The 22,664-nt window shown below is 38.8% G+C and carries 23 protein-coding genes; 6 read left to right on the top strand and 17 right to left on the bottom strand.

The genetic code is table 11. The features are described 5' to 3' along the window. Positions 1-160 precede the first annotated feature (160 nt). From ACIQAA_RS11460 to ACIQAA_RS11440, 5 genes are all read right to left on the bottom strand, one after another. Positions 161-406 carry a DUF2573 family protein gene (locus ACIQAA_RS11460; RefSeq protein ID WP_402619106.1) on the bottom strand — a complete coding sequence of 82 codons (246 nt, stop codon included), beginning with the start codon at positions 404-406 and terminating at the stop codon, positions 161-163. Next, the gene (locus ACIQAA_RS11455; protein WP_402619103.1) at positions 366-1,145 is read right to left on the bottom strand and encodes an IucA/IucC family C-terminal-domain containing protein; all 780 of its coding nucleotides are present in this window, start codon (positions 1,143-1,145) and stop codon (positions 366-368) included. Before ACIQAA_RS11455 ends, ACIQAA_RS11460 begins: the two co-directional genes overlap by 41 nt. After that, positions 1,138-1,959, bottom strand: a complete 822-nt coding sequence (locus ACIQAA_RS11450) for an ABC transporter ATP-binding protein (protein WP_402619101.1) — start codon at positions 1,957-1,959, stop codon at positions 1,138-1,140. The genes ACIQAA_RS11455 and ACIQAA_RS11450 overlap by 8 nt, the downstream gene beginning before the upstream one ends. A 260-nt stretch (positions 1,960-2,219) precedes the next feature. After that, on the bottom strand, positions 2,220-3,275 hold the full coding sequence (locus ACIQAA_RS11445) for a FecCD family ABC transporter permease (protein ID WP_402619099.1): 1,056 nt from the start codon (positions 3,273-3,275) through the stop codon (positions 2,220-2,222). Continuing rightward, positions 3,272-4,276 carry a FecCD family ABC transporter permease gene (locus ACIQAA_RS11440; protein WP_402619096.1) on the bottom strand — a complete coding sequence of 335 codons (1,005 nt, stop codon included), beginning with the start codon at positions 4,274-4,276 and terminating at the stop codon, positions 3,272-3,274. Before ACIQAA_RS11440 ends, ACIQAA_RS11445 begins: the two co-directional genes overlap by 4 nt. Before the next feature lie 208 nt (positions 4,277-4,484). On the opposite strand from ACIQAA_RS11440, the gene ACIQAA_RS11435 reads away from it, so the two are divergent. Then, positions 4,485-5,477 (top strand): ABC transporter substrate-binding protein, encoded by a 993-nt coding sequence (locus ACIQAA_RS11435; protein WP_402619092.1) that lies wholly within the window; start codon positions 4,485-4,487, stop codon positions 5,475-5,477. Between the two features lie 152 nt (positions 5,478-5,629). Here ACIQAA_RS11435 and ACIQAA_RS11430 read toward each other — a convergent pair whose 3' ends face one another. Together ACIQAA_RS11430 and ACIQAA_RS11425 are read right to left on the bottom strand one after the other, a co-directional pair. Continuing rightward, positions 5,630-6,799, bottom strand: a complete 1,170-nt coding sequence (locus ACIQAA_RS11430; protein WP_402619089.1) for an FtsW/RodA/SpoVE family cell cycle protein — start codon at positions 6,797-6,799, stop codon at positions 5,630-5,632. A 285-nt stretch (positions 6,800-7,084) separates the two neighbouring features. Then, positions 7,085-7,858, bottom strand: a complete 774-nt coding sequence (locus tag ACIQAA_RS11425; protein WP_402619086.1) for a DUF4931 domain-containing protein — start codon at positions 7,856-7,858, stop codon at positions 7,085-7,087. A gap of 166 nt (positions 7,859-8,024) precedes the next feature. Between ACIQAA_RS11425 and ACIQAA_RS11420 the strand changes: the two genes are divergently transcribed. Further along, positions 8,025-8,807 (top strand): undecaprenyl-diphosphate phosphatase, encoded by a 783-nt coding sequence (locus tag ACIQAA_RS11420; protein ID WP_402619083.1) that lies wholly within the window; start codon positions 8,025-8,027, stop codon positions 8,805-8,807. Positions 8,808-8,851: 44 nt separating this feature from the next. Here ACIQAA_RS11420 and ACIQAA_RS11415 read toward each other — a convergent pair whose 3' ends face one another. Beyond that, on the bottom strand, positions 8,852-9,514 hold the full coding sequence (locus ACIQAA_RS11415) for an FMN-dependent NADH-azoreductase (protein WP_402619080.1): 663 nt from the start codon (positions 9,512-9,514) through the stop codon (positions 8,852-8,854). Positions 9,515-9,755: 241 nt separating this feature from the next. Here ACIQAA_RS11415 and ACIQAA_RS11410 point away from each other — a divergent pair, with 241 nt between their 5' ends. From ACIQAA_RS11410 to ACIQAA_RS11395, 4 genes are read left to right on the top strand one after another with little or no spacing between them, the layout of a single operon-like run. Further along, positions 9,756-10,694, top strand: coding sequence for a substrate-binding domain-containing protein (locus ACIQAA_RS11410; RefSeq protein ID WP_402619077.1), 939 nt, complete (start codon positions 9,756-9,758; stop codon positions 10,692-10,694). Next, the gene (locus ACIQAA_RS11405) at positions 10,688-11,554 is read left to right on the top strand and encodes an ABC transporter substrate-binding protein (RefSeq protein ID WP_402619074.1); all 867 of its coding nucleotides are present in this window, start codon (positions 10,688-10,690) and stop codon (positions 11,552-11,554) included. Before ACIQAA_RS11410 ends, ACIQAA_RS11405 begins: the two co-directional genes overlap by 7 nt. A gap of 24 nt (positions 11,555-11,578) precedes the next feature. After that, positions 11,579-12,277: an ABC transporter permease gene (locus ACIQAA_RS11400; protein WP_402619071.1), complete on the top strand. Its 699-nt coding sequence runs from the start codon at positions 11,579-11,581 to the stop codon at positions 12,275-12,277. Further along, positions 12,274-13,047, top strand: a complete 774-nt coding sequence (locus ACIQAA_RS11395) for an ABC transporter ATP-binding protein (protein ID WP_402619068.1) — start codon at positions 12,274-12,276, stop codon at positions 13,045-13,047. Before ACIQAA_RS11400 ends, ACIQAA_RS11395 begins: the two co-directional genes overlap by 4 nt. Positions 13,048-13,058: 11 nt before the next feature. Here ACIQAA_RS11395 and ACIQAA_RS11390 read toward each other — a convergent pair whose 3' ends face one another. The 9 genes from ACIQAA_RS11390 to nadE form a co-directional block, all read right to left on the bottom strand. Beyond that, positions 13,059-14,435 (bottom strand): HAMP domain-containing sensor histidine kinase, encoded by a 1,377-nt coding sequence (locus ACIQAA_RS11390; protein WP_402619065.1) that lies wholly within the window; start codon positions 14,433-14,435, stop codon positions 13,059-13,061. After that, positions 14,413-15,123 (bottom strand): response regulator transcription factor, encoded by a 711-nt coding sequence (locus ACIQAA_RS11385; protein WP_402619062.1) that lies wholly within the window; start codon positions 15,121-15,123, stop codon positions 14,413-14,415. Before ACIQAA_RS11385 ends, ACIQAA_RS11390 begins: the two co-directional genes overlap by 23 nt. Positions 15,124-15,408: 285 nt before the next feature. Further along, entirely contained in the window at positions 15,409-16,920 is a 1,512-nt protein-coding gene (locus tag ACIQAA_RS11380; RefSeq protein WP_402619059.1) for a flotillin lipid rafts scaffold protein FloT, read from the bottom strand. Positions 16,921-16,933: 13 nt separating this feature from the next. Further along, entirely contained in the window at positions 16,934-17,467 is a 534-nt protein-coding gene (locus ACIQAA_RS11375; RefSeq protein ID WP_402619057.1) for an NfeD family membrane protein, read from the bottom strand. Between the two features lie 121 nt (positions 17,468-17,588). Then, complete coding sequence (locus ACIQAA_RS11370) at positions 17,589-18,323, bottom strand: amino acid ABC transporter ATP-binding protein (RefSeq protein ID WP_402619054.1); 735 nt, start codon at positions 18,321-18,323, stop codon at positions 17,589-17,591. Positions 18,324-18,344: 21 nt separating this feature from the next. Continuing rightward, the gene (locus ACIQAA_RS11365; protein WP_402619052.1) at positions 18,345-19,040 is read right to left on the bottom strand and encodes an amino acid ABC transporter permease; all 696 of its coding nucleotides are present in this window, start codon (positions 19,038-19,040) and stop codon (positions 18,345-18,347) included. After that, positions 19,027-19,860 (bottom strand): amino acid ABC transporter substrate-binding protein, encoded by an 834-nt coding sequence (locus ACIQAA_RS11360; RefSeq protein WP_402619049.1) that lies wholly within the window; start codon positions 19,858-19,860, stop codon positions 19,027-19,029. Before ACIQAA_RS11360 ends, ACIQAA_RS11365 begins: the two co-directional genes overlap by 14 nt. A 169-nt stretch (positions 19,861-20,029) precedes the next feature. Further along, positions 20,030-21,451 (bottom strand): amino acid permease, encoded by a 1,422-nt coding sequence (locus ACIQAA_RS11355; protein ID WP_402619047.1) that lies wholly within the window; start codon positions 21,449-21,451, stop codon positions 20,030-20,032. 310 nt (positions 21,452-21,761) lie between these two features. Beyond that, positions 21,762-22,583 carry an ammonia-dependent NAD(+) synthetase gene (gene nadE / locus ACIQAA_RS11350; RefSeq protein ID WP_402619045.1) on the bottom strand — a complete coding sequence of 274 codons (822 nt, stop codon included), beginning with the start codon at positions 22,581-22,583 and terminating at the stop codon, positions 21,762-21,764. Positions 22,584-22,664: the final 81 nt, after the last annotated feature.

Below are 22,664 nucleotides of genomic sequence, written 5' to 3'. Positions count from 1 at the left end.
ATTATATTGTGAATATTTAATTTTGACAACACCTTTTTATCATTTTTTTGAATATTTTATGTATATTATTTAAGAAAGCGTTTTCTTTAATACAATAGAAAAAGGCCGCCTCATTCATTGAAGCGACCAAACAATTCATAAATATTCAATTAATTGTATATTACTTGGATTGTCTATGCTGTTCATTCAGCAGCTTAATCTCATTAATGATTTCTTTCATTTCTTCCTTTGCTTCCGGATAGAGTTCATTCCAGTGCTTTGCTAAGGCTGGCATTGATTTCGCAATATGAGTATATAGGGCCCAAGCTTTTACCTTTTCCGTTGTCTCCTCGCTCGATTCGCCTACGAGTAAGTCACTATATTTTTCAAGTAACGCTCTGAACTGCTCCACAAATACTTTCTCCATCAAAGCACACTCCATCGTTAGAAATATGTGAACATGGGCATGTTTTACATCTTTTGCTTCCTAGCTGATAGGTAAAACAACATGTTTTTCTCATTCGTATCTCATCAGGGGAATTCTTCCTAGAATAATACTTTTTTATTGGATTAAGGTTGTATTTACCAAATAGATTGCCCTCTGCTTCCATGATTAAAAAACGGAAATCACTTAGAACGGTTGGATTTTCACTCTCTTTTAACTCCGTCTCATAAAGCCAGAATAGGTAAACGGCAATATTTTCCCACAGGATCAGTTTTGAAACCTTAAATGTCTTTTCAAAATGCTCAATAATCGGGTAGATATTGTTAGCAAAAAGATCCCGGTAAACACCTTCCCGCCATTCATCCCGGTTTTGACCATTCCATTCCTGGATAGAAGTATCCTTTAATGAAATCATCGGGAGCCAGTCTTTCCCGCGTTCAGCTTCTTCCATTTCAATATTATCCAAGGATAAATTCAGTTTCTTATTAGAGGTCGTCATGGCAAAAAGAGAAATGACGGCAATAAATGCATATCTTTTAATAAATATCGAAGCTGCGGTTCTTTCGGAAGGCGAACCAATTGAATCCGCTAAATTCTTCATGAATTGCAATGCAAAAGACTTATCCATTAGTTTTGCAACGTTAAAAGCCCGGTCAGTTTCTGATGTGAGCCTATATTTTTGTAAAGCACTCAGATCATTTTCTTTCAGTATATTACCCATTGGACACAGCCGCCTTTTGGAGAATACGTCTTCCTTTTCCATAAGGAATGCAAAGCGGTGTTCCGAAAATAGGATCCATTGTTACCTCACATTCCATGCCAAATACATTTTTAACAAGATTGCGGTTGATAACATACTCTGGTTTTCCTGAGGAATACACCTTTTGATCTTTCAGTGCAACGATATTATGTGCATAACGGCAAGCAAGATTAAGATCATGAAGAACCATTACAACCGTTCTTTTTTTCTTTTCATTGAGTTCGAATAGGAGGTCAAGTATTTCAATTTGATGTGTCATATCTAAATAGGTCGTTGGCTCATCTAAGAGAATAACGTCCGTATCCTGTGCCAGGGTCATCGCAATCCAAGCGCGCTGCCTCTGACCACCTGAAAGAGAATCAACCGTTCGCTCTTTCAAATCTTCTAACCGGGTAGCTTTTAGTGCGTCATTAACCTTTTTCTCATCTTCCTCCGACCATTGTTTTAACCAGGATTGATGAGGATAACGCCCCTGTTTAACGAGTTGAAGCACTGTCAGTCCTTCAGGAGCGGCCGGTGATTGTGGAAGTATCGCCATTTTTCTTGCTACTTCTTTCGTAGAAAGCTTTGCAATGGCTTCTCCCTCCAAAATAACAGCACCAGATTTTGGCTTAAGAAGACGAGCGATTGAACGAAGGAGAGTTGACTTTCCGCAGCCATTCGCTCCAATAAAAACCGAAATTTCACCTTTAGGAATTTTTAAATTTAATTCATCAATGATGAGTGTATCCCCGTATGAAAGTGATAAATTTTTCGTTTCAACCGCATTCATCATCTGCCATCTCCTTTTGAAATCAATCAAGTTTATGTTTATTAGGCTTGTTTTTAGTATATGAATTAGACCCTATATAGGGTTGTATTTACGTCTAATATAGTATTAATATTCTCTACAGTTCTAAGTTTATAATTAATTGATAATGATTGTCAATGAGTATGAAAATCATTTTCATTTGTATTTACTACTGTGTTACAAAGTGTATTTGCGTAAAAAAAGAGAAGCCAATTCCAAATGAAATGGCTTCTCTTATATGAAAACTAAGTATTTCTCGTTCTAAATAATAGATAGATAAAGTATGGTGCCCCAATACTTGCCGTAAAAACCCCCGCAGGAATTTCTAATGGTGAAAATAATGTTCGCCCAACTAAATCTGCAAGCATTACCAAAATACCACCTAGGAGTGCTGATACAGGCAGCAACGCACCAAAAGCAGAACCCACTAATCTCCTGGCCATATGCGGCGCCATTAAGCCCACAAAACCGATCCCTCCAGCGAAAGCTACTGAACCCCCAACCAAGCCAGTACTTAGCAGCATTAAAACTAAGCGTTGTTTTTGCACCCGTCCACCAAGGCCTGTTGCTACTTCATCACCAAGTTCCTGAATGTTCACATTTCTTGCATAGATGAATGCAATGATAATCAGTACGATTATCCATGGAACTAGGGCACCTACATTTTTCCAAGTGGAACCGTAGACGGTGCCCGTAATCCATATGTTCGCCTGGCTTGCTTGATAAATGGGACCTAACACCATCATAAAGGTAGTCAAAGCTTTTGTTAAGCTCATCAATCCTATTCCAATTAAAATTAATCTAATAGGAGAAACCCCATTTTTCCATGCCAAAGTATAAACGAGAAATGCCACAACTGCTGCACCGATAAATGCGGCTAAGGGCAGCCAGTGAATACTTACCGTTAATACATGATTCTTATCACTAAAAATTGCCAAGAAACCTACAACAGCTACCGATGCACCGCCTGTAATCCCTAAGATATCAGGAGAGGCTAGCGGGTTCCGTATCATTCCTTGCAAAATCCCTCCTGCTACTGCCAATCCCATCCCTGCCATCAAGGCAACAATGATTCTTGGTAATCGAAACGATTGAATAACAAGGGCCTCCATTTCAGACCCTCCGCCAAAAAATACCTTCAATACATTTAAAGGGCTTATTTTCATTTCTCCCAACCCTGTACTGATAACAAAAACAGCTGCGGTTCCAAATAACAATCCGATAAACACAAATAATGCCTTTTTATCAATTAAATAAGAGATCTTCCCTTGTTTGATTCTAAAAATTTTGTATTTACTCATCGCCCATTGAACCCCTTTCTAGCAATATAAATAAAAAATGGGGTTCCAATAATTGCCGTCATAACGCCGACTGGGACTTCCTGAGGCATTAAGATATATCGGGAGGCAATATCCGCTGCCAGTAAAAGCACTCCTCCTAAAAGGCCGGAAAATGGGATTACCCAGCGATGATCTATTCCCACTATAGAACGGGTAAGATGTGGAACGACAATACCAATAAATCCAATTGGTCCTGCAACAGCAACTGCCCCGCCTGAAAGGAGGATTACTACTATTCCAATTGTAATTTTTAATAGAGCTGTGTTTAAACCAAGACCTTTGGCTACATCCTCCCCCATCGATAAGACATTCATTTTTGCTGCCATAATCAACGAAATAATCCAGCCTCCAATTAAATAAGGAAGTACAGCTATTAAATTTTCAAGGCTTCTTCCTGCCACTGATCCCGCAAGCCAAAATAATACTTGCTCCAAGGCTGCCTCATTTAAGACAAGTATTCCTTGTGTAAAAGAGGCAAATAATGCTGTCATTGCAGCACCCGCTAAAGTCAGTTTCATTGGGGTCAACCCTTCTCTTCCGACTGACCCAATTGCATAGACACTTATTGCAGCTACAGCTGCACCAAAAAAGGATAACCAAGTAAACAGTTGAAGACTTCCAACACTAAAGACTGTTACGGCTATAACAACAGCAACCCCAGCTCCGGCATTTACCCCAAAAATATCCGGGGAGGCTAGAGGATTTTTGGTTACTGTCTGCATTAAGACACCTGAAATCGCTAAACTCGCACCCACCGCTGCGGCAATAAACGCACGTGGGATTCTAACAGATTGAATAACAATATGTTCATTAGATCCATCGAAATTGGTTAAGGCTTCTATAGCCATTTTCCATGTGGTATCTGTATACCCGTAGACAATACTTGCTGCCATTAAGAGAAGCAAAATAATAATAGCAATAAAAAGTCCAACCCACCTTTGGCCAGTTTGTTTTAGCAGCATATCGTTAATCCCTTCTAATCTATATATATATAAAACGCTTGTATATCAGTATTTTCATGTATCAGTCTATTTGAATAGCGGAGAACTGTCAATGAGTTGATAATCATTTTCAATTTGGTGATTGACAAGCTAGCGAAAACGTTTTATGATAATTTTGTAAATGAAAATGATTATCATTAACAATAAGATTATTTGGGGGTTACATAAGATGAAAGGTTTTAAAAATTTGTTTGCAGTCATTTCATTAATTGCTATTTTCCTTCTTGCTGCCTGCGGTAATACGGAAGAAAAACCGGCCGCACAAAATGATGATGACACTAAAACAGAAGACACTAGCTATACGGTAGAACATGCAATGGGGTCCACAACATTAGAAAAAACGCCTAAAAAAGTTGTTATTTTAACCAATGAAGGTACTGAAGCTTTACTTGCACTTGGAATTAAGCCAGTTGGTGCGGTTCAATCTTGGCTTGGAGATCCATGGTATGATCATATCAAAGAGGATATGGACGGTGTTGAAGTTGTTGGCGTAGAGAGTGAAGTGAATTTAGAAAAAATCGCTACACTTAAACCTGATTTAATTATCGGAAACAAGCTTCGTCAAGAAGCTGTTTACAGCCAATTAAGTGCAATTGCTCCTACTGTTTTTTCCGAAACCCTTAGAGGTGATTGGAAAGAAAACTTTAAACTATATGCAAAAGCTTTAAACCTAGAAGAAAAAGGGAACGAAGTACTTACTGATTTTGATAACCACGTTGCGGACTTGAAAGAGAAACTTGGTGATAAAGTAAATCAAGAAGTATCGGTTGTCCGTTTTATGGCCGGAAAGTCTCGTATTTATTATACTGATTCTTTCTCTGGTATTATATTTGATCAAGTTGGTCTAAAACGCGCTTCGCAACAGGCAGAGCTTTTTACTCCTGATAACAAGCTGGGTAACCTTGCTATCGAAGTTGGAAAAGAAGTTATCCCGAAAATGGACGGTGACATCCTTTTCTATTTCACATATGCTCCAAATGGTGATCAAGCAGCCCTTGATACAGCAAAAGAATGGACAAATGATCCACTATGGAAAAATTTAAATGCCGTAAAAAATGGAAAAGCCTATGAAGTTAGTGATGCTACTTGGAATACTGCGGGCGGCGTCCTTGCGGCAAACATCATGCTCGATGACCTTGAAAAAATCATGCTAGAAAAATAAAAGAATACTTCTCCAATAGAATAGAATGAAAAAAGAACGAGGCTGCCATGACCTCGTTCTTTTTTATCCTTATGCTGTTCTCGAGAACAAGTACTTACTATCCCGTTTCTATGCAAATTAAAAAACGCCAATGAGGCGTTTTTCACTTCTTATTAATCAGTTGTTGAAAACATGTATTTTTTATAATGGTATCTAATTGAGAAGATTAATCCCAGCCCAAGCATATTCCCCATTAGAGAACTTCCTCCATAGCTGATAAATGGTAATGGAATACCCGTAATCGGCAGTACTCCTATCGTCATCCCAATATTTTGGAATACATGGAAGGTAATCATACTAATGACTCCCACACAAATATACGTATAAAAATTGTTCTTAGTTTCCATACCAACCTTGGTAATATGATAAATCAACAAGAAAAATAAACTTACGAGCACACTGGCACCAATAAAACCATACTCTTCGCCGACGACACTAAAGATAAAATCGGTATGGCTTTCGGGTAAATAAACTTCTCTATTCCCATATCCCTTACCTCCCGTTTGTCCTGAGCCAATCGCTAAGAGTGAACGTGTCAGCTGGTATCCTGCTGAGCTTTGGAAGTTATAAGGATCTAACCAGGAGTAGATACGGCTAAATTGATACTGCTTCACACCTAAATATTTTTCAAGAATTTCTGGCTTCAACAAAACAAAATAAAAAATAACAGAAATAAGTGCAGTTCCAATTGAAAAGATTGGTACTAGTAATTTCCATGTAATGCCTGAAATAAAAATCATCCCTAAAAGAATGGCGATAAATACGAGCGACGTCCCTAAATCTTGCTTTATAATTAGTATTAAAGGAACCATTGTGATGACTCCCAGCTTTATTAATAGCCAAAAGTCAGAGGAAATTGTTTTAACAGGATTTTTTTGGTGATGATCTTCAATTACTTTTGCTAAGGCTAAGATAATAAAGATTTTGACAAACTCCGACGGCTGAAGTGAACCGATTCCAGGGACCTTAAACCAGTTTTTTGCCCCATTGATTACAGGTGCAATGCTTTCTGGCGCTATGATTAATAAAATAAGCAGGAATATTCCCACTCCATAAGCATACCAAGTTAATTTTTTTAATTGGTCGGAGTCGAGCCTAATAACGGCAGCAATAATTCCGCAGCCAATTCCATAAAAGATAATTTGTTTAATAAGGAAGTTACTGTCATATTGACCGCTCGCCTGCGCACTATAAATCGATAGACAGCTGGCCAAAAATAATAAAAGTAAGATAAAAACAAGGCTATAATCAAGTTTTGAAGTTGTATTTTTAGATGATGTCATCATTCACACTCCTTTAGGTGAAAGCTTCAAAAAGGAACTTGTACATTATTTCATTATATTTTTAATATGAATAAAGTACAACTTATAAAGTGAGAATGGGTTAATTTACATATAGAAAAGCGGAAGGGCCCGTTTAGCGACGTATAAACTGGAGCGCTCCGACTAAGATAAAGGAAACACGAAGAACGTAGTGATTCGATGTTGACTTATCGCAGGGAGGAGAGCGAAGTTTACTAGTCGCTGGGCACTAGAGCTAGACAGGCAAAAATGTGGAAGCCCCTGTCGTCAGGCGCTTCCACTGGTAAAGTATTTACTTTTAATATCATCTGCCATCCAATGTAAATTATTCGGCACTTGGGGGATCCCGTAGCCGATATACAGCGGCGTGGTTACGAATCGGGGAACAATTTTCACATATATTCTCCTATTATAGTGATGAAAGAAAAGATTGTAGCTGCTTGCTTTAAATGGAAAGTTTTTAAGAATGTAATGTACCGCTTTTTGAAGATTAACTCCAAAGGTTTCATTATACCTTGAGTCATCCATCGCTATATTAAATTCATAAAAGCCTACCTTCGGCTTTGTCGATAAAGTAAATGTGACCCCATCTTTTTCTTCTATAAGAATACCCTTAAATACTTCTTCAGATATGTTTTCCTTATAGTTAATATCATTTAAGCCGATGATCTGCATATGAGGATGCGCAATGGTCCCTCCAGACAACGGACCATGATTTTTGAAAAAAATGACCGATTCATAAATTCCGGTTTCATCTAAGTCAAGCCAATTCCTTATCCCGAACTGTAAGAGTCTATGTAGAAAGGGAAGCTCATAGGTAGATAATTCACCCTCACATTCATCTGTTTCAATCAAAACAGTTTGGTAGGCATTCTCTAGAACAGGATATTTATTTTTCAAAAGTATGATTGGTCCATCCACTTCAATAAGATCTGTCAACTCGTCCCGTGCACAAAAAGGGCATGCCTGCTGTTTATTTCTGATACTTTCTGGTTTCTTCACTCCGATGGATGTATTGAAATGTAGATGGTGATTTTTCAAATGTGCAGCTCCTCTCCTAAATACTTACTTCTATTTTATGGGAGATTTCACTCCCTTTGCACTATTTTTGCCTTACTAATATTTAAAAATTTATTGGTTATTTGCTGAGGGACGTGCATATCTTTACTATGTACAGGCGCTTACAGCACAGAAAGTGAGGTTGAATATGTTAAGTAAATTAGAAGCACTCATATTAGGAATTATCCAAGGATTAACTGAATTTTTACCCATTAGCTCTACAGGACATTTATATTTAGGAAGGAATTTATTTGGTTTACAAGAAGCAGGTTTATTACTTGATACGATGCTTCATGTCGGTACCCTGCTAGCCGTTTTTGTCTTCTATAAGGACGAGTTTGTTAAGATGATTAAAAACCCCTTTAGCAAGCTTACCTTCCTTTTAATCGTCGGAACCATTCCTGCTGTCGTGATAGGTCTGCTTTTTAAAGACTATTTTGAGGAGATATCGAAGACAGGAGTTACGATTGGATGGGAGTTTTTAGTGACTGGTTTATTTCTATGGATTGCTGATTCAGCAAAAAATGGCTATAAAAAGATGGATGATATTAGTTATACCGATGCTCTAATTATTGGGTCCTTTCAGGCAGCTGCGATTTTCCCAGCGATTTCTCGCTCAGGGTTCACGATTGTTGCTGCATTATGGAGGAAGTTAGACCGCGAAACCGCAGCCTATTTCTCTTTTCTTTTATCTACACCAGCGATTGCTGGCGCAGTTGTGCTGCAATCCTTGGATTTAGTTGGCGGTGCAGGTGAACAAATCTCCCTTTCTGCCCTGCTCGTGGGGATTGCCTCTTCCGCCTTATTCGGTTATTTAGCCGTGAAATGGATGATCGGTTTTTTAAAGAAACGTTCCTTAAAACCATTTGCGATTTATGTCTGGGTTCTAGGGTTTGCGGTATTATTTTTCCAGTTTACAGGAAAGTTCTAGAATAAGAAAAATGCGGCTCGATACTCGCGCCGCATTTTTTTATATTAAACTGTAACTGTTTCTTTTGCCATTTCTCTTGCAGCTTCGATGACTTGTTCTTTTGCCTTCGCCATAATTTCTGGAACTTGCTTTGGAAAGTGATCCATCCCTTCAGCAAACACAGTTGGCATGACTTCCATTCCTAAGAAGCCGAGTACTTTTGTTAAGAAACGATCACCGAATTCAAAGTCAGCCATAGGTCCCGTAGAGTAAATACCGCCGCGCGTTTGGATATGAAGTGCTTTACGGTTTGTAAGCAGCCCTTTTGCTCCTTCATGTGTATTTACAAATGTCTTGTTCACGATAAATAAATTATCAAGGAAAGCTTTTAAAATAGCTGGCGATCCAAAATTCCATATTGGTGTAACAAACACATAGTAGTCCGCTGCAATAAAGCGGTCAGCCAGTGCATGCATAGCAGTTATTTGTTTTTGCTCACCTTCTGTTAATTCATCGAAGGTCTTGCCCATGAAGGATAATTTAGCACGTGCATATAACAAATCCATATCAATTTGCGGGATATCCATATCGTATAAATGCATATGTTCTATTTCGACATCAGGCTTTTGTTGTTTAAACTCTTCTAAAAAAGCCTCACCTAGCTGCATCCCCTTCGATAGCTTGATATCATTTTTAGGGTTAACAGTAATGTATAGAAGTTTTGCCATCTGATCCCATCCCTTTTTTTATAATTTTTCATCTATCCATATAGTACAACAAACTTCTTTGTTCACCGATGAACAATCAGTGAAGTTTTTGAAGAAAGTGTGAACATTATCCATTCCTATTGAACAAAACGTTACAATTCTAAATAAAACCTAACAAAACTAAACGGAACTTAACAATAGTCACGTGAATCATAGTATATTTGTATTATATTTAATTTGCTGATAGAGAGGTGGCATTCGGATGAATGGAAAGGCTTACACACCTGATGAGGTGGCTCAACTATTCCAAATCTCAAAACATACCGTTTATGAACTGATTAAGCGAGGTGAATTACAGGCATTTAAGGTTGGCAACAAAATGAGAATTGAGCATGAAGAGATTGAAAGATATAAAGAAAGTACAAAAGCCCCTGCGAAAAAAATTCAAGTTGAGCACATAGGTACACATACTTCATTACCAATTCGATTATCCGGCAGTCATGACTTTCTTATAGAGCATTTTGTTAAACAAACACAAAAAGATTTACAACTGCAAATCCAGCCAACTTACATAGGCAGCCTTGAAGGATTGATGATGCTGTACCGTGGTCAATCGGACATCGCAGCAATCCATCTCTTAGATCCCGCTTCCCAAGAATACAATTTACCTTTTATTCATCAGCTCTTTGTTTATGAGTCTATCTCGGTTGTTCGATTTGTCTCGAGGGAGCAGGGATTTATTGTAGCAAAGGGAAATCCAAAAGGAATCTATGACTTTTACGACCTGGCAGGTAAAAATGTTCAGTTTGTTAATCGACAAAAAGGGGCTGGGACCAGATTTCTTTTTGATTCCATGCTGTCAAAAAACGGGATTGCCCCAGCCGATGTAAATGGTTATTCAAATGAAGAATGGAACCACTTGTCGACAGCTTCTTATATAAGCAGAGGCATGGCAGATGTGGCCTTCGGAATTCAATCTGCCGCAAGCCATTTAGGACTCGATTTCATACCTGTTGCAAAAGAACAATTCGACCTTGTGTTCCGTTTTACAAATGAAAACAAACAGAAACTTTCCAATCTAATCAATTATCTTCAGTCCCCTGGATTTAAAAGCAGCTTAACCGATTTAGACGGATATGATATTCAAGATTTAGGTACTATAATCTATCAAACTAGTAAACCGGAGGAAACACCATGTTAAAAAATCGTTTTCTTGCAACGCTATTTGTATTCATGATTCTTTTCTTAGCAGCTTGCGGCAATACCAACCATGACCAGGCTGACGCAAAAGAGAAAAAGTCAGAACCAAAGGCAGAACCGACTGAATTAATCCTTGCAACTACAACTAGCACACAAGACAGCAGCTTATTAGATGTTTTAGTGCCAATCTTTGAAGAAGAAAACAATGTAAAAGTAAAAACCATTGCTGTTGGTACAGGACAAGCATTAGAAATGGGCGTAAAAGGTGAAGCAGATGTCCTTTTAGTTCACGCTCCTAAATCAGAGGAAGAACTGGTAACAAGCGGTGATGCGGTTAATCGCAAACGCGTGATGTACAATGATTTTATTTTAGTCGGTCCAAAAGATAATCCAGCTGGCGTGAGCGGAGAAGATATTAACGCAGCTTTCCAAACGATTTCGGAAGAAAAAGCTATCTTTGTTACCCGTGGCGATGACTCTGGTACACATAAAAAAGAACTAGGAATCTGGACAGCGGTCAATATCCAGCCTGCAGGTGAAAACTATATCTCAACTGGCCAAGGAATGGGTGCTTCTTTACAAATTGCCAACGAAAAAAATGGGTATATATTAACGGACCGTGCTACATGGCTGGCGCAAGAGAAAAACTTAACTAGCCTTGAAATCGTTGTAGAAGGCGGTAAAGATTTAATGAACATCTACCATGTCATGCAGGTTAATCCAGAGAAGCACAGCATGGTAAATAGTAAGGATGCAGAAAAGTTTGTTGAGTTTATGGTTAGCAGTGAGACACAAGATGTAATCGAAAGTTTTGGTAAAGACGATTACGGACAATCATTATTCTTTAAATACACAGAATAGGTCAAACGGAAGGGTGCAGGCGGTATGGAACTAATTATTGATGGCTTCAGGAAAGCGATAGAGATGATTCTCACTGGCGATCGAGAGATTCTCGAAATTACTTGGCTGACTCTAAGAGTCTGTTTTATGGCCATCCTAATTAGTTCCCTTATTGGTTTGCCTCTTGGGATGTTACTTGGTCTAACGAGATTTAAAGGCAGAAAAATCATCCTTACATTCATCAATATCGGTATGGGCCTGCCCCCTGTGGTTGCCGGGTTATGGATTTCCATGCTTTTATGGCGCTCTGGTCCTCTTGGTCATTTACACTTGCTGTATTCCCCAACTGCTATTGTTATGGCACAAGTGCTGGTTTCGTTACCGATCGTCACCGGTTTAACGAGCTCTGCCTTTCAACAAATCAACGAAAAAATGCTTTTACAAATAAAAGCTTTGGGTGCAACAAAGATACAAACGACACTGATTCTATTAAAACAAACCAAAATCGCCATTGTCGCGAGCGTAATGGCAGGCTTTGGCCGTGTAATCGCTGAGGTTGGCGCTGCGATGATGGTAGGAGGGAATATTCAGGGAGATACGCGAATTTTAACCACTTCGATTGTAATGGAAGTTTCAAAAGGTAATTTCGATGTAGCCCTTGCGATTTCCTTCATATTATTGACTGTTGCTTTATTGATAACGGCAGCCTTAACACTGTTACAGCAAAGGAGGCGGGTTTCATGAAACCAATGATTGAGCTTAAAAACATAACCTATCAAGCACATGATAAAAACATCCTCTCCATCCCCCATTTTCAGATTCTAGCTGGTGAATTTCTTGGAATCATGGGGCCCAATGGTGCAGGGAAAAGTACATTGCTAAAAGTAATGGCATTGCTCGACAGTTCTATTAGTGGTGAAATTCTCTACCGCGGGCAGGTTATTCCAAATGGAACTCCCTCACTTGACCTGCGGAGAAAGTTCTCAGTAGCATTGCAGCAATCACTACTTTTAGAGGGTACTGTTTTTCAAAATATTGCGATTGGCTTAAAGCTAAGAAAAGTACCAAAATCAGTGATCAAAGAGAAGGTAAATTTATGGATGGAGCAGTTTCAAATCAGCCATCTCGCGAAAAAAAATGCCCATTTCCTTTCAGGCGGGGAGGCACAACGGGTAAACCTTGCTAGAGCCATGATTGTCGAGCCAGAAATTCTATTTCTAGATGAACCATTTTCGGCATTGGATTTTCCAACAAAAATTAAATTAATGGATGATTTTAAAGCGATTATTAAAAGTTCGGGAACGACAACCGTTTTCGTTAGTCATGACTTGATGGAAATCAATTATCTAACGAATCACCTTGCTATTATTGTGAATGGAGAAGTAAAGCAATATGGACCTACTCAGAGGGTCTTAGAACATCCCAATTCTGCTGTATCTCCATTTCTTAATGAATGGAAGAAATTTTATCCAATGAGCTTTAGAAATGAAAAGCCGCTATCCCTATTGAGATAGCAGCCGTTTTTTTAATCGTCCTCTTCCGGAAACCATAAAATAATGCTTGTGCCCTTATTTGTTCGGCTTTTTACTTTAATCATGCCTTTATGAGCCTCCATTAAGGCTTTCACAATCGATAGTCCAATACCAGCTCCGCCTGTTTTTCGATCGCGTGATTTATCACCACGGTAAAAGCGTTCAAATATATGGGGAATATCATCCTCTGCCATACCGGAACCTTCATCCTCGATTTTAAAACCAACGTATCCTTCTTTTTCAGTTAATATAGATATGGTTACATTCTTTCCTTCTGGCGTATACTTTAGGGCATTGTTTAGAACATTAGAGAGAATTTGCATTAATCGGTCCTTGTCGGCTGGGAAAATCAATTCCTTATCAGGCTCCTCAATATGAAGGAATACACCCTTTTGCTTAAACAATGGTACAAACATTTCCCATAAAGCAGCTAGAACACTGCCAGCCTCTACCTCAACTTTTTCCAATCTAATTTGCGGGTTTTCGGCAGCCAGCAGCTTCTCAAGCTCGTTCACTAGCCTTACAAGCCGCATCAGCTCTTCATGACTTGATTGTAATCGGGCTGGTGTCGGCTCCCATATTCCATCCTGGTATGCTTCAATTTGACTTCTTAACGTGGCTAGCGGTGTACGTAGTTCATGTGCTAAATCACCCGTAAATTGTTTTCTTAACATTTCACCCTTTGCCAATGATTCTGCTAGATTATTAAAAGAGATAGCTAGCTGCTTAACCTCTGTAGGCAATCCAGTCAGAGGAATTCGGATTGATAGATTATGCTGCTGCAGCTCATTTGCTGCAAAGGAAACTTTATTTAGACCAGAGATTAATTTTTTTGAGAATAACATACTTAATAGAATTGATAACAAAATCGTTAAACAAACGGCTGCATAAATGTATAACTGAATCGTTTGTAAAAAATTATACTCATCATCGATTAAGCCTATTGGGTAAATGGCTACTAATTTACCAATCACTTTATTGTCTGCTCTCAGCGTATAGGAAGCTGAATGCCACTCCTCATCATTGGGTTCCGGTTCGGTCAACCCAAGACTGTTTAAATAGCCCACAATATTAGAGGTCCCCATTTGCAATTGACCACGGTTATCATACAAATCGAAGTAAAGCTGATCAGTCATCGCATGCTCATGAAGGAAACCAAAGACTGGGTCTCTGGTAAAATGTCCATTCTTCTGATAACCCTTTTCTATTTCTGTAATGATTCTATCAATCTTTTTATCTCGGTTACGATCTAGATAATTCGTAAAGCTCTCTTCAAATCCCCACTGCATAAAAAAGCTCACAAAGAGAATTCCAATCATCGAGCTGAGTAATAAATAAAAGAGGATTCTAGACCGCAGTGTTTGAAACATCTAGTACCCCTCCAAATTTATAACCCATTCCAAATACTGTAAGGATAAACGTTGGCTGTCTAGAATCTAATTCGATTTTTTTTCGAAGATTTTTGATATGCGTATCGACACTGCGCTCGTAGCCTTCGTAATACATTCCTTCATCCTGGATTTTTTCGAGTAAGTCCATTCGGCTGTATACCCTTCCCGGATTAAGTGCCATATTGGTAAGCAGCTTATATTCGATCGGGGTCAAAATAACATCCTGCCCTTTAACCGTTACTTCTTTTTTACTCAGGTCAATCGCCAGTTGATTATTATTAAATTCAATTCGTTCTACTTTCTCTGTTTTCTTCACTCTTCTTAAAATAGCTTGTACCCTTACAACCACTTCCCGCGGGCTAAATGGCTTCGTTAAATAATCGTCTGCTCCCATCACAATCCCGTTAATGCGGTCATCCTCCGCAGACTTAGCGGTCAGCATGAGAATCGGAACATCCGATTCTTTTCTTACTAGCCGGCATACCTCTTCACCAGAAATATCCGGAAGCATTAAATCTAATATCATCAAATCTGGATTTATCGTTTTCGCTTTTTTCAAGGCATCTATTCCATTATCTGCACAATGAATTTCATAGCCTTCTCTTTCGAGGTAGGCTTCGAGGACTTCTATAATTCTTTTTTCATCATCAACGAGCAGTATTTTCATCCTTCTCACTCCCCTTAGCTTTAATATATCATGTTGGGGAATGGCTTTTTTCATCTTCACAAATTCATCACAAGTTCTTCATAACATCTACAATATTTCTCGATAAGATGTACGTGTAGCAATGAAAGAGGTAATAATCTTTCTTAGGTTTATACATGGTATTAACCAACTTGCTCTCCCAAATTTTAATCTCTCTTTTTTACATATGGGTTCCCTCCGACGGGAATCCTTATTTTTTTGCATTAAAAAAATCCTTATCATCGTTTAGATAAGGATTTTCTTGTTTTATTCTGGCTTTTTAAGTGTATCTGTTAGTTCCTCTATGCTTCGTTTTACATTTCCTTTACCTGAATAGTTCTCGATTAGTTCTTTAACATCGATTCCGCTAGAGGCCTTTAAAGACTCCTGAAGTGTGGCCATTAGATTTGTTGCATAACCGGTAATTTTATTGGCACCGCCATTTTCTCCTGAACCCCCGGTGTCGACCACGGTAATTTTATCAATATTAGAAAGCGGGCTTGCCACCTGCTTCGCATATTCAGGAAGCATTTTGATGATCATATCCAAGATAGCCGCTTGACCAAATTGCTCGAACGCTTCCGCTATCTTTTCTTTCGCTTCTGCTTCTGCTAAACCTTTCAGGCGGATAATTTCTGCCTCTGCTGTACCTTGTGCCTTTTGGGCTTCCGCTTTGGATAAACCATCAAGTCGAACACGTTCTGCCTCGGCTTTTGCCATTGCTTCAATACGGTACTTATTTGCTTCCGCCTCAGCAATTTGTTTTGCTTTATTTGCTTCTGCGGCCTGCTCAACGGAGTATCGATCCGCATCCGCTTTTTTCTTAACTTCAGAATCGTATTGACGTTCACGGCGCAGAATTTCTTTTTCTTCAAGTTCAATCTGCTTTTGTCTTTCGATAATTTTAACTTGCATTTCCTGCTCCGTTACTTCCTGCTTCGCCCTTGCACTTTCCAATTCATATGCCATGTCAGCCCGTGCTTTCGCACTATCTTGTTCACGACGGAACTCGGCAACCTTTAGCTGATTAACTTTCTCTGCCTCAGCAATTTCAGTTGCCCGTTCTAGTTCAGAACGCTTGGCTTCTTTTGCTGCTTCGGCTTTTTTAATTCTCGTTTCTTTGTCTGCTTCAGCTGTAGCAATATCCGCATCCCGTTTAACTTGGGCAATACGCGGTTTACCAAGGGAATCGAGGTATCCGTTTTTATCGCGAACATCCCTAATTGTAAAGGAAACAATGACTAACCCCATTTTCGCTAGGTCCTGAGAGGCAACTCGTTGAACCTCCTGCGAGAATTTATCACGGTTTTTATATATTTCTTCTACAGTCATCGAACCAAGGATGGATCGTAAATGACCTTCAAGAACTTCCTTCGCTTCATTTTCACGGTCATCCTTCGCTTTACCAAGGAATTGCTCGGCTGCTGTAGCAATTTCACTTATCGAACCGCCAATTTTAATGATCGCAACACCATCAGCCATTACAGGTACACCTTGCTCTGTATATACTTCAGGTGTCGTTACTTCAAGCTTACTAGACAGTAAGCTAAGCGGCTTTGCTTGTTGAAACACTGGTAATATGAAGCTGCCGCCACCACGGATAATCTTAATTTTATTTCCTGATTCATCAACATGGACGTTTCCGTTTCCTAAGAAACTACCCGTAACAATTAGTGCCTCATCTGGTCCAGCTGTTCGATACTTTGTTATAAATACACCAATTAAAGCAATTAATATAAATGCAACAATCCCAATAACAATCCAAAAACCAAATTCCATCTAACCAGCCTCCCTATAGTAAATAATTCTCTATCTCTTGATGGGACGATACTTGAAGGACCCCATCTTTTATATCAACCACAAGCACGTTTGTGCCATTAGCAATTTCAACACGATCAAAGCTTGTCGCTGGTTTTGCAATTCTGCCGCTAATACTTTCAATCATCACTTCCCCATACCCATCCGCTGGAATCACGGTGATGACGGTTCCAATTCTGCCTCTTAAATCACTCTCTTTGTACACGAGTGATTCTTCGGCATTAGACAATGGAATTAGTACAAATACATTTAAAAACGTAACAAGGATAAAAGCTATAATTGCTGATATTCCTGCGATAGCCAAGAAATGAATCGCAGAAAGCCTCTCAAATAAATACGCGCTGGCTGAAAAAAGGGTTACAAAAGCCAAGATAATCACCGGATTAAGAAAATCTGGTCCGTCAAAATGAACGACATCCGCAAAGAATACATACAAAATGGTCAAAATACCTGAACCAATTAATCCATATAAATAAATAGTTTCTAATGGCAGGTTGAATACTTCCATCGGCACCACTCCCTTCCTTATGTATGTAACTTTAATACGGTTAAAAATTGGAAAAGTTTCACTTTTCTAACTAAATTTTACCTAAATGACAAAAAAAGTGCTATGACTTTTGCCATAGCACTTACTGAATCATATTTAAAAATTTCCTTGTCCGCTCTTCTTTTGGATTGGTGAAGATTTCTTCTGGTTTATTTCTCTCGACCACTACACCTTGGTCCATAAATATAACCTCATCCGCCACCTCCCTCGCGAAGCGCATTTCGTGTGTTACCACAATCATCGTCATTCCTTCGTTTGCGAGGTCCTTCATTACTTTTAAAACTTCCCCTACCAGCTCAGGGTCTAATGCTGAAGTCGGTTCATCAAACAGCATTACCTTGGGCTCCATTGCTAATGCCCTGGCAATTCCAACCCTTTGCTGCTGCCCGCCTGAAAGCTGTGAAGGGTAAAAATCTATTTTATCCCCTAGACCGACCTTTTCAAGTAATGCCTGCGCCTTTTTTCGTGCGGTGTCTCTGTTCTCTTTTTTAACAATGATTGGACCCTCCATCACATTCTCGAGAGCTGTTTTATGTGGGAACAGGTTGTAACTTTGAAACACCATACCTGTTAAGCGGCGAAATTCTGCAATGTTTTTTTTCGGTACACCCTTGGAAAAATCTAAGATATTCCCCTCAATACTTATAACACCTTTGGTTGGCGTTTCCAACACATTTAAACACCGGAGCATGGTCGTTTTCCCTGAGCCAGATGGACCAATAACAACAACCACTTTTCCTTTTCCTACTTCTAGATCAATACCTTTTAAAACCTCTAATGTTCCAAATTGCTTAAAAAGTCCTTGAATTGAAATCATCGAAAAATCCCCTCCCTCCTTTTACACATAACGGTCAAGTTTCTTTTCCATTATCTGTTGTATGACGGATAGAATAAAGCAAATTACCCAATATATAAGGGCCGCTTCAGAATAAACCAATAAAAATTCATAATTGCTTGCAGCTATTTCTTGGGCCTTGCGAAACATCTCGGATACAAGCACCAGGGATGCAAGGGAAGTGTCCTTCACGAGACTAATAAATGAATTTGCAAGTGGTGGAATCGATACTCTTGCTGCCTGAGGCAGGATAATTCTTCTCAATACTTGGGAATAACTCATTCCAATGGAATAGCCTGCCTCCCACTGTCCTTTAGGGGTTGAAAGAATCGCTGCACGAATAATTTCGGAAGTGTACGCCCCGACACTGAGAGAAAAACCAATTACGGCTGCAATATAGGAATCAATAATAATCCCGATATTCGGAAGACCATAAAATATAATAAAAAGCTGTACTAATAACGGTGTTCCACGAATGGCTGAAACATAGACTCTTGCTATCATTTGAAAAACCTTCACATGAGAGATTCGAGCCAAGGCAGTTAAAATGGCTAAAACCAACCCAACAATAAAGGTAATAATCGTTAACGGGATTGTATAAAAAATAGCCCCTTTCAGAAGGGGCAGAAAGGAACTTTGAGCAATATCGATTAATCGGGCGGTTCGCTCTGGGTCAGTAAAAATACTATTTAAGTACATCTTCACCAAACCATTTCTCAGAGATTTTTTTGTATGTCCCGTCTTCAACCATTCCTGTTAACGCCTTATTCACTTCTGCTACGAGCTTATCACTGCCTTTTCTAAACATAAGGCCGCTGGCTGACGCGTCTTCACTTGTCGCAGCGATTTTTATTGGCGCCTCTGGTCTTTGCTTTGTATAATCTAAAAACGAAATTCGGTCATTAATCGTAACGTCAACACGTTTAGAAGCAAGTAGTTCAACAGACTGGGTAAAGCCTTCCACACTTACTAAATTGGCACCATATTTTTTTGCCAAATCTCCATAGTTACTTGTCAGCGACTGAGCAGCATTTAAGCCTTTTATGTCCTCAAAAGTCTTTACTTCATTATTATCTTTGTGCACAATCAGAACAGCTGCAGATGTAATATATGGGTCAGAAAAATCATATTTTTCTTGACGGTCAGGGCGGATTCCAACCTGGTTAGCAATCATATCAAATCGCTTTGCATCGAGCCCTGCAAAGATAGCATCCCACTGCGTCTCTTTAAACTCAGGTTCTACCCCTAAACGTTTTGCAACTTCTGTCGCAATCTCAACATCAAATCCGGTAAGATTACCACTCTCATCATGAAAAGTAAATGGAGCATATGTACCTTCAGTTCCAATTAAGAGTTTGCCATCATCCTTAATCTTCGCTAATAAATCTTGATCATCAGCCTTATCGGCTGCTTTGTTGTCTTCCTTCTTATCCTCATTTGCCTTATCATCTTTTCCACATGCTGATAAAATCAACATAAAGCTGACCAAAAGCGCAAAAACAATAGTTAATTTCTTCATTTCTACTTATCCTCCTAATTCTGATTGTTTTTCTCGGATTTGATTATCTTAATATAATCTTTTGTAGATGTAAAGGAAAATATAATATGTACACAATTCTATCATTCCCTATTTTCTCAACTAAAATGTAAAACACCTGCTAAAATCCCAGCAGGTGTTACATTTTTTATTATGCTGATAATAGCTCTTGCTCATCTTTAGCACGTTTTTTCTTAAGAGGACCATAAAAGAAAATTCCGCTTGATAAAAGCACAATTCCAAATATAAAGGTCTTTAGGTCAGAAGTTCCTGATATAATGACCCAAACTGAGTAGATGGTGGCAACAGTTGCAATGACTCCATCTATAATTCTTGATTTTGAATTGTTGTAAGATTCACCTTTAATAACTAATTTTAACTGATAAACAGAGGCAATAAAATAAGGTACTAAATAAGCCAAAGTTGCAATGATAATAATAAAATCAAAAGCTCCGGAGATTGACTTAGATATGGTTGAAAAAATAAAGATCTGTGCAATTCCGTTTGTTAAAACAAGTGAAAAAATTGGCAGTCCTTTTTTATTTTCTTTTAAGAAGACAGGTAGGAATAATCCTTGCTTTGCAGCTTGATAGGGTACTTCCGCACTTAACATTACCCAGCCAATCGTGGATCCAAATAAGCTGACTAACCCAATAGCTGCTAATACTTTTCCGCCGATTGGTCCCATTACAGTTTGAATCGCGTCAATTAATGGTTTTTCTGAATGGATAAGTGTATTTTGGTCCAACATCCCCATTACGAGTGTGCTTATCCCAATATAGATACCTAGAGCGATAAATAGTCCGACAATCGTTGCCCGTTTTACATCGATTTTTCTTTTAGCGCGGGATGCAAACACAACAGCAGATTCTAATCCACAAAATGCCCAAAGCGTCACTAATGCTGCATTATTTACCTGTGACATTAAACCAAATGTTTGACCTGAATCACTTATTCTCGTGTCTACTATTGGTAGGATATTCGTTTTATCAAAGGCAAAAAGTCCAACAATGATAAATAGTAAAAACCCTGTGACCTTTGCAGCTGTTGCTGCGAAATTCAATTTTCCTGCACTTTCTAATCCTTGTAAAATAATAAAATGTGTACCCCATAATAGAAAGGTACAAACAATAAACGTTAACCCATTACCAACTTTTAACGTGTAACCGCCAATGGTAAACCAATCAGCCTGACTAGTTAAAATAGGGAAAAAGGTTGATAAGTATCCGGCAAACGTTGTAATAATTGCCACATTCCCAGCCAAGTTTCCAATCCAGTAACCCCATGAAGCCATAAAACCTGAAAGGATAGAAGCTTGTGATTCTGGTTTAAAAAGCTCCTTCGCATAAATTTGCGGGCCTCCTGTTAAATTTGGTTTCCGAATAGCCAAGTTGCCGAAAACAAGTGCAATCATTAGTACACCAATTCCAGTAAAAAGCCAAGCTAACATAACACCACCTGGGCTTGCTGCTTCGGATAATGAGCGTGGAAGCATAAAAATACCTGAACCAACCATATTTCCAACGACAAGTGCCGTTAATACCCAAAAGCCTAATTTATTTGAAATCCCCAAGATGTAACCCCCTATTGAGTAATGCGGATTAATACGAATAATTATTATAGTAACGTAATAATAATACGAGTCGTAAATATCATAGTCAATGGAAATATATATCACAATCAACAAAAAAAAATAGTAAGTAATCCTATGAGTTGATTACATTACTATTTTGAAATTTTTATTTGCCTTTTTTGCTTTGGATTGACTCTCCGTGGAGACACTCCTGTCATGTCCATTGCCGTTCCTAGTATAACATCTTGACCAAATTCGTCAACAGCAGAAATTTTTCAAATAAAAAAAGAAGGGTGGGATTCCTTCCTTTTTACTTCCACCAGTGGTCAAACATAGTTGCTGGCAGCTGACGTTTATGTTCTGTAACCAGATAACGCTGTTCAATTTTTTCTGCAATGTCTTTTGAAACAGGTTTCCCTTCCAAGTAATCATCAATGTCATCATACGTAATTCCTAGTTCTGTCTCATCCGCTTGACCTGGCTTCTTATCGAGTAAATCAGCAGTGGGTACTTTGAGATAAAGCTTTTCCTCTGCCCCAAGCTCTTTTAGCAATGCTTTGCCTTGACGTTTTGTTAGTCCGCTTAATGGCAGGACGTCTGCTCCGCCATCGCCGTATTTTGTAAAGAATCCTGTAACCGCTTCTGCTGCATGGTCTGTACCAATGACTAGCAGGCCTTCCATACCGCCAAAGGCATATTGCGCAATCATTCTCATTCTTGCCTTCACGTTTCCTTTATGATAATCACTTAATGGCTTTTCCTTCGTAACCGTATTATATTCAGCCTGAACACTGTCCACCGCACCTTGTATGTTAAATGTATATTCACGGTCTGCGCGGATGAAGTTTAGTGCACGTTTTGCATCCGCTTCATCCTGCTGAACACCATAAGGTAAACGAACTGCAATAAATAATGCATCATTTCCTTCTTGACGAAGTTCTTCAACTGCCAATTGGCATAGCCTTCCTGCTAGTGTTGAATCCTGTCCTCCGCTAATTCCCAGCACATATCCTTTTGCCTTTGCTCTTAACAAATAGCTTTTTAAAAATTGTATTCGGCTTCGAATCTCTTCTTTTGGATTAATCTCAGGTCTCACATTTAATGTCTGCATAATTTCTTTTTGTATGGTCACTATTTAACCCCCATCCTATGTCATCATATATGTAATTTATCATAATTGCTTATTGTTCGCTTAATTTTGAACTCTATTCTT

The organism is Neobacillus sp. NPDC093182 (assembly GCF_044754045.1).
The sequence above is the reverse complement of the archived record's forward strand: the minus strand, read 5'-3'. Positions and strand labels throughout refer to the sequence as shown.

What these genes read in the sequence shown, in the direction of transcription:
- ACIQAA_RS11460 (WP_402619106.1), bottom strand. Translation starts at nt 406, where the DNA reads ATGGAGAAAGTATTTGTGGAGCAGTTCAGAGCGTTACTTGAAAAATAT.
- ACIQAA_RS11455 (WP_402619103.1), bottom strand. Translation starts at nt 1,145, where the DNA reads ATGGGTAATATACTGAAAGAAAATGATCTGAGTGCTTTACAAAAATAT.
- ACIQAA_RS11450 (WP_402619101.1), bottom strand. Translation starts at nt 1,959, where the DNA reads ATGATGAATGCGGTTGAAACGAAAAATTTATCACTTTCATACGGGGAT.
- ACIQAA_RS11445 (WP_402619099.1), bottom strand. Translation starts at nt 3,275, where the DNA reads ATGAGTAAATACAAAATTTTTAGAATCAAACAAGGGAAGATCTCTTAT.
- ACIQAA_RS11440 (WP_402619096.1), bottom strand. Translation starts at nt 4,276, where the DNA reads ATGCTGCTAAAACAAACTGGCCAAAGGTGGGTTGGACTTTTTATTGCT.
- ACIQAA_RS11435 (WP_402619092.1), top strand. Translation starts at nt 4,485, where the DNA reads ATGAAAGGTTTTAAAAATTTGTTTGCAGTCATTTCATTAATTGCTATT.
- ACIQAA_RS11430 (WP_402619089.1), bottom strand. Translation starts at nt 6,799, where the DNA reads ATGACATCATCTAAAAATACAACTTCAAAACTTGATTATAGCCTTGTT.
- ACIQAA_RS11420 (WP_402619083.1), top strand. Translation starts at nt 8,025, where the DNA reads ATGTTAAGTAAATTAGAAGCACTCATATTAGGAATTATCCAAGGATTA.
- ACIQAA_RS11415 (WP_402619080.1), bottom strand. Translation starts at nt 9,514, where the DNA reads ATGGCAAAACTTCTATACATTACTGTTAACCCTAAAAATGATATCAAG.
- ACIQAA_RS11410 (WP_402619077.1), top strand. Translation starts at nt 9,756, where the DNA reads ATGAATGGAAAGGCTTACACACCTGATGAGGTGGCTCAACTATTCCAA.
- ACIQAA_RS11405 (WP_402619074.1), top strand. Translation starts at nt 10,688, where the DNA reads ATGTTAAAAAATCGTTTTCTTGCAACGCTATTTGTATTCATGATTCTT.
- ACIQAA_RS11400 (WP_402619071.1), top strand. Translation starts at nt 11,579, where the DNA reads ATGGAACTAATTATTGATGGCTTCAGGAAAGCGATAGAGATGATTCTC.
- ACIQAA_RS11395 (WP_402619068.1), top strand. Translation starts at nt 12,274, where the DNA reads ATGAAACCAATGATTGAGCTTAAAAACATAACCTATCAAGCACATGAT.
- ACIQAA_RS11390 (WP_402619065.1), bottom strand. Translation starts at nt 14,435, where the DNA reads ATGTTTCAAACACTGCGGTCTAGAATCCTCTTTTATTTATTACTCAGC.
- ACIQAA_RS11385 (WP_402619062.1), bottom strand. Translation starts at nt 15,123, where the DNA reads ATGAAAATACTGCTCGTTGATGATGAAAAAAGAATTATAGAAGTCCTC.
- ACIQAA_RS11380 (WP_402619059.1), bottom strand. Translation starts at nt 16,920, where the DNA reads ATGGAATTTGGTTTTTGGATTGTTATTGGGATTGTTGCATTTATATTA.
- ACIQAA_RS11375 (WP_402619057.1), bottom strand. Translation starts at nt 17,467, where the DNA reads ATGGAAGTATTCAACCTGCCATTAGAAACTATTTATTTATATGGATTA.
- ACIQAA_RS11370 (WP_402619054.1), bottom strand. Translation starts at nt 18,323, where the DNA reads ATGATTTCAATTCAAGGACTTTTTAAGCAATTTGGAACATTAGAGGTT.
- ACIQAA_RS11365 (WP_402619052.1), bottom strand. Translation starts at nt 19,040, where the DNA reads ATGTACTTAAATAGTATTTTTACTGACCCAGAGCGAACCGCCCGATTA.
- ACIQAA_RS11360 (WP_402619049.1), bottom strand. Translation starts at nt 19,860, where the DNA reads ATGAAGAAATTAACTATTGTTTTTGCGCTTTTGGTCAGCTTTATGTTG.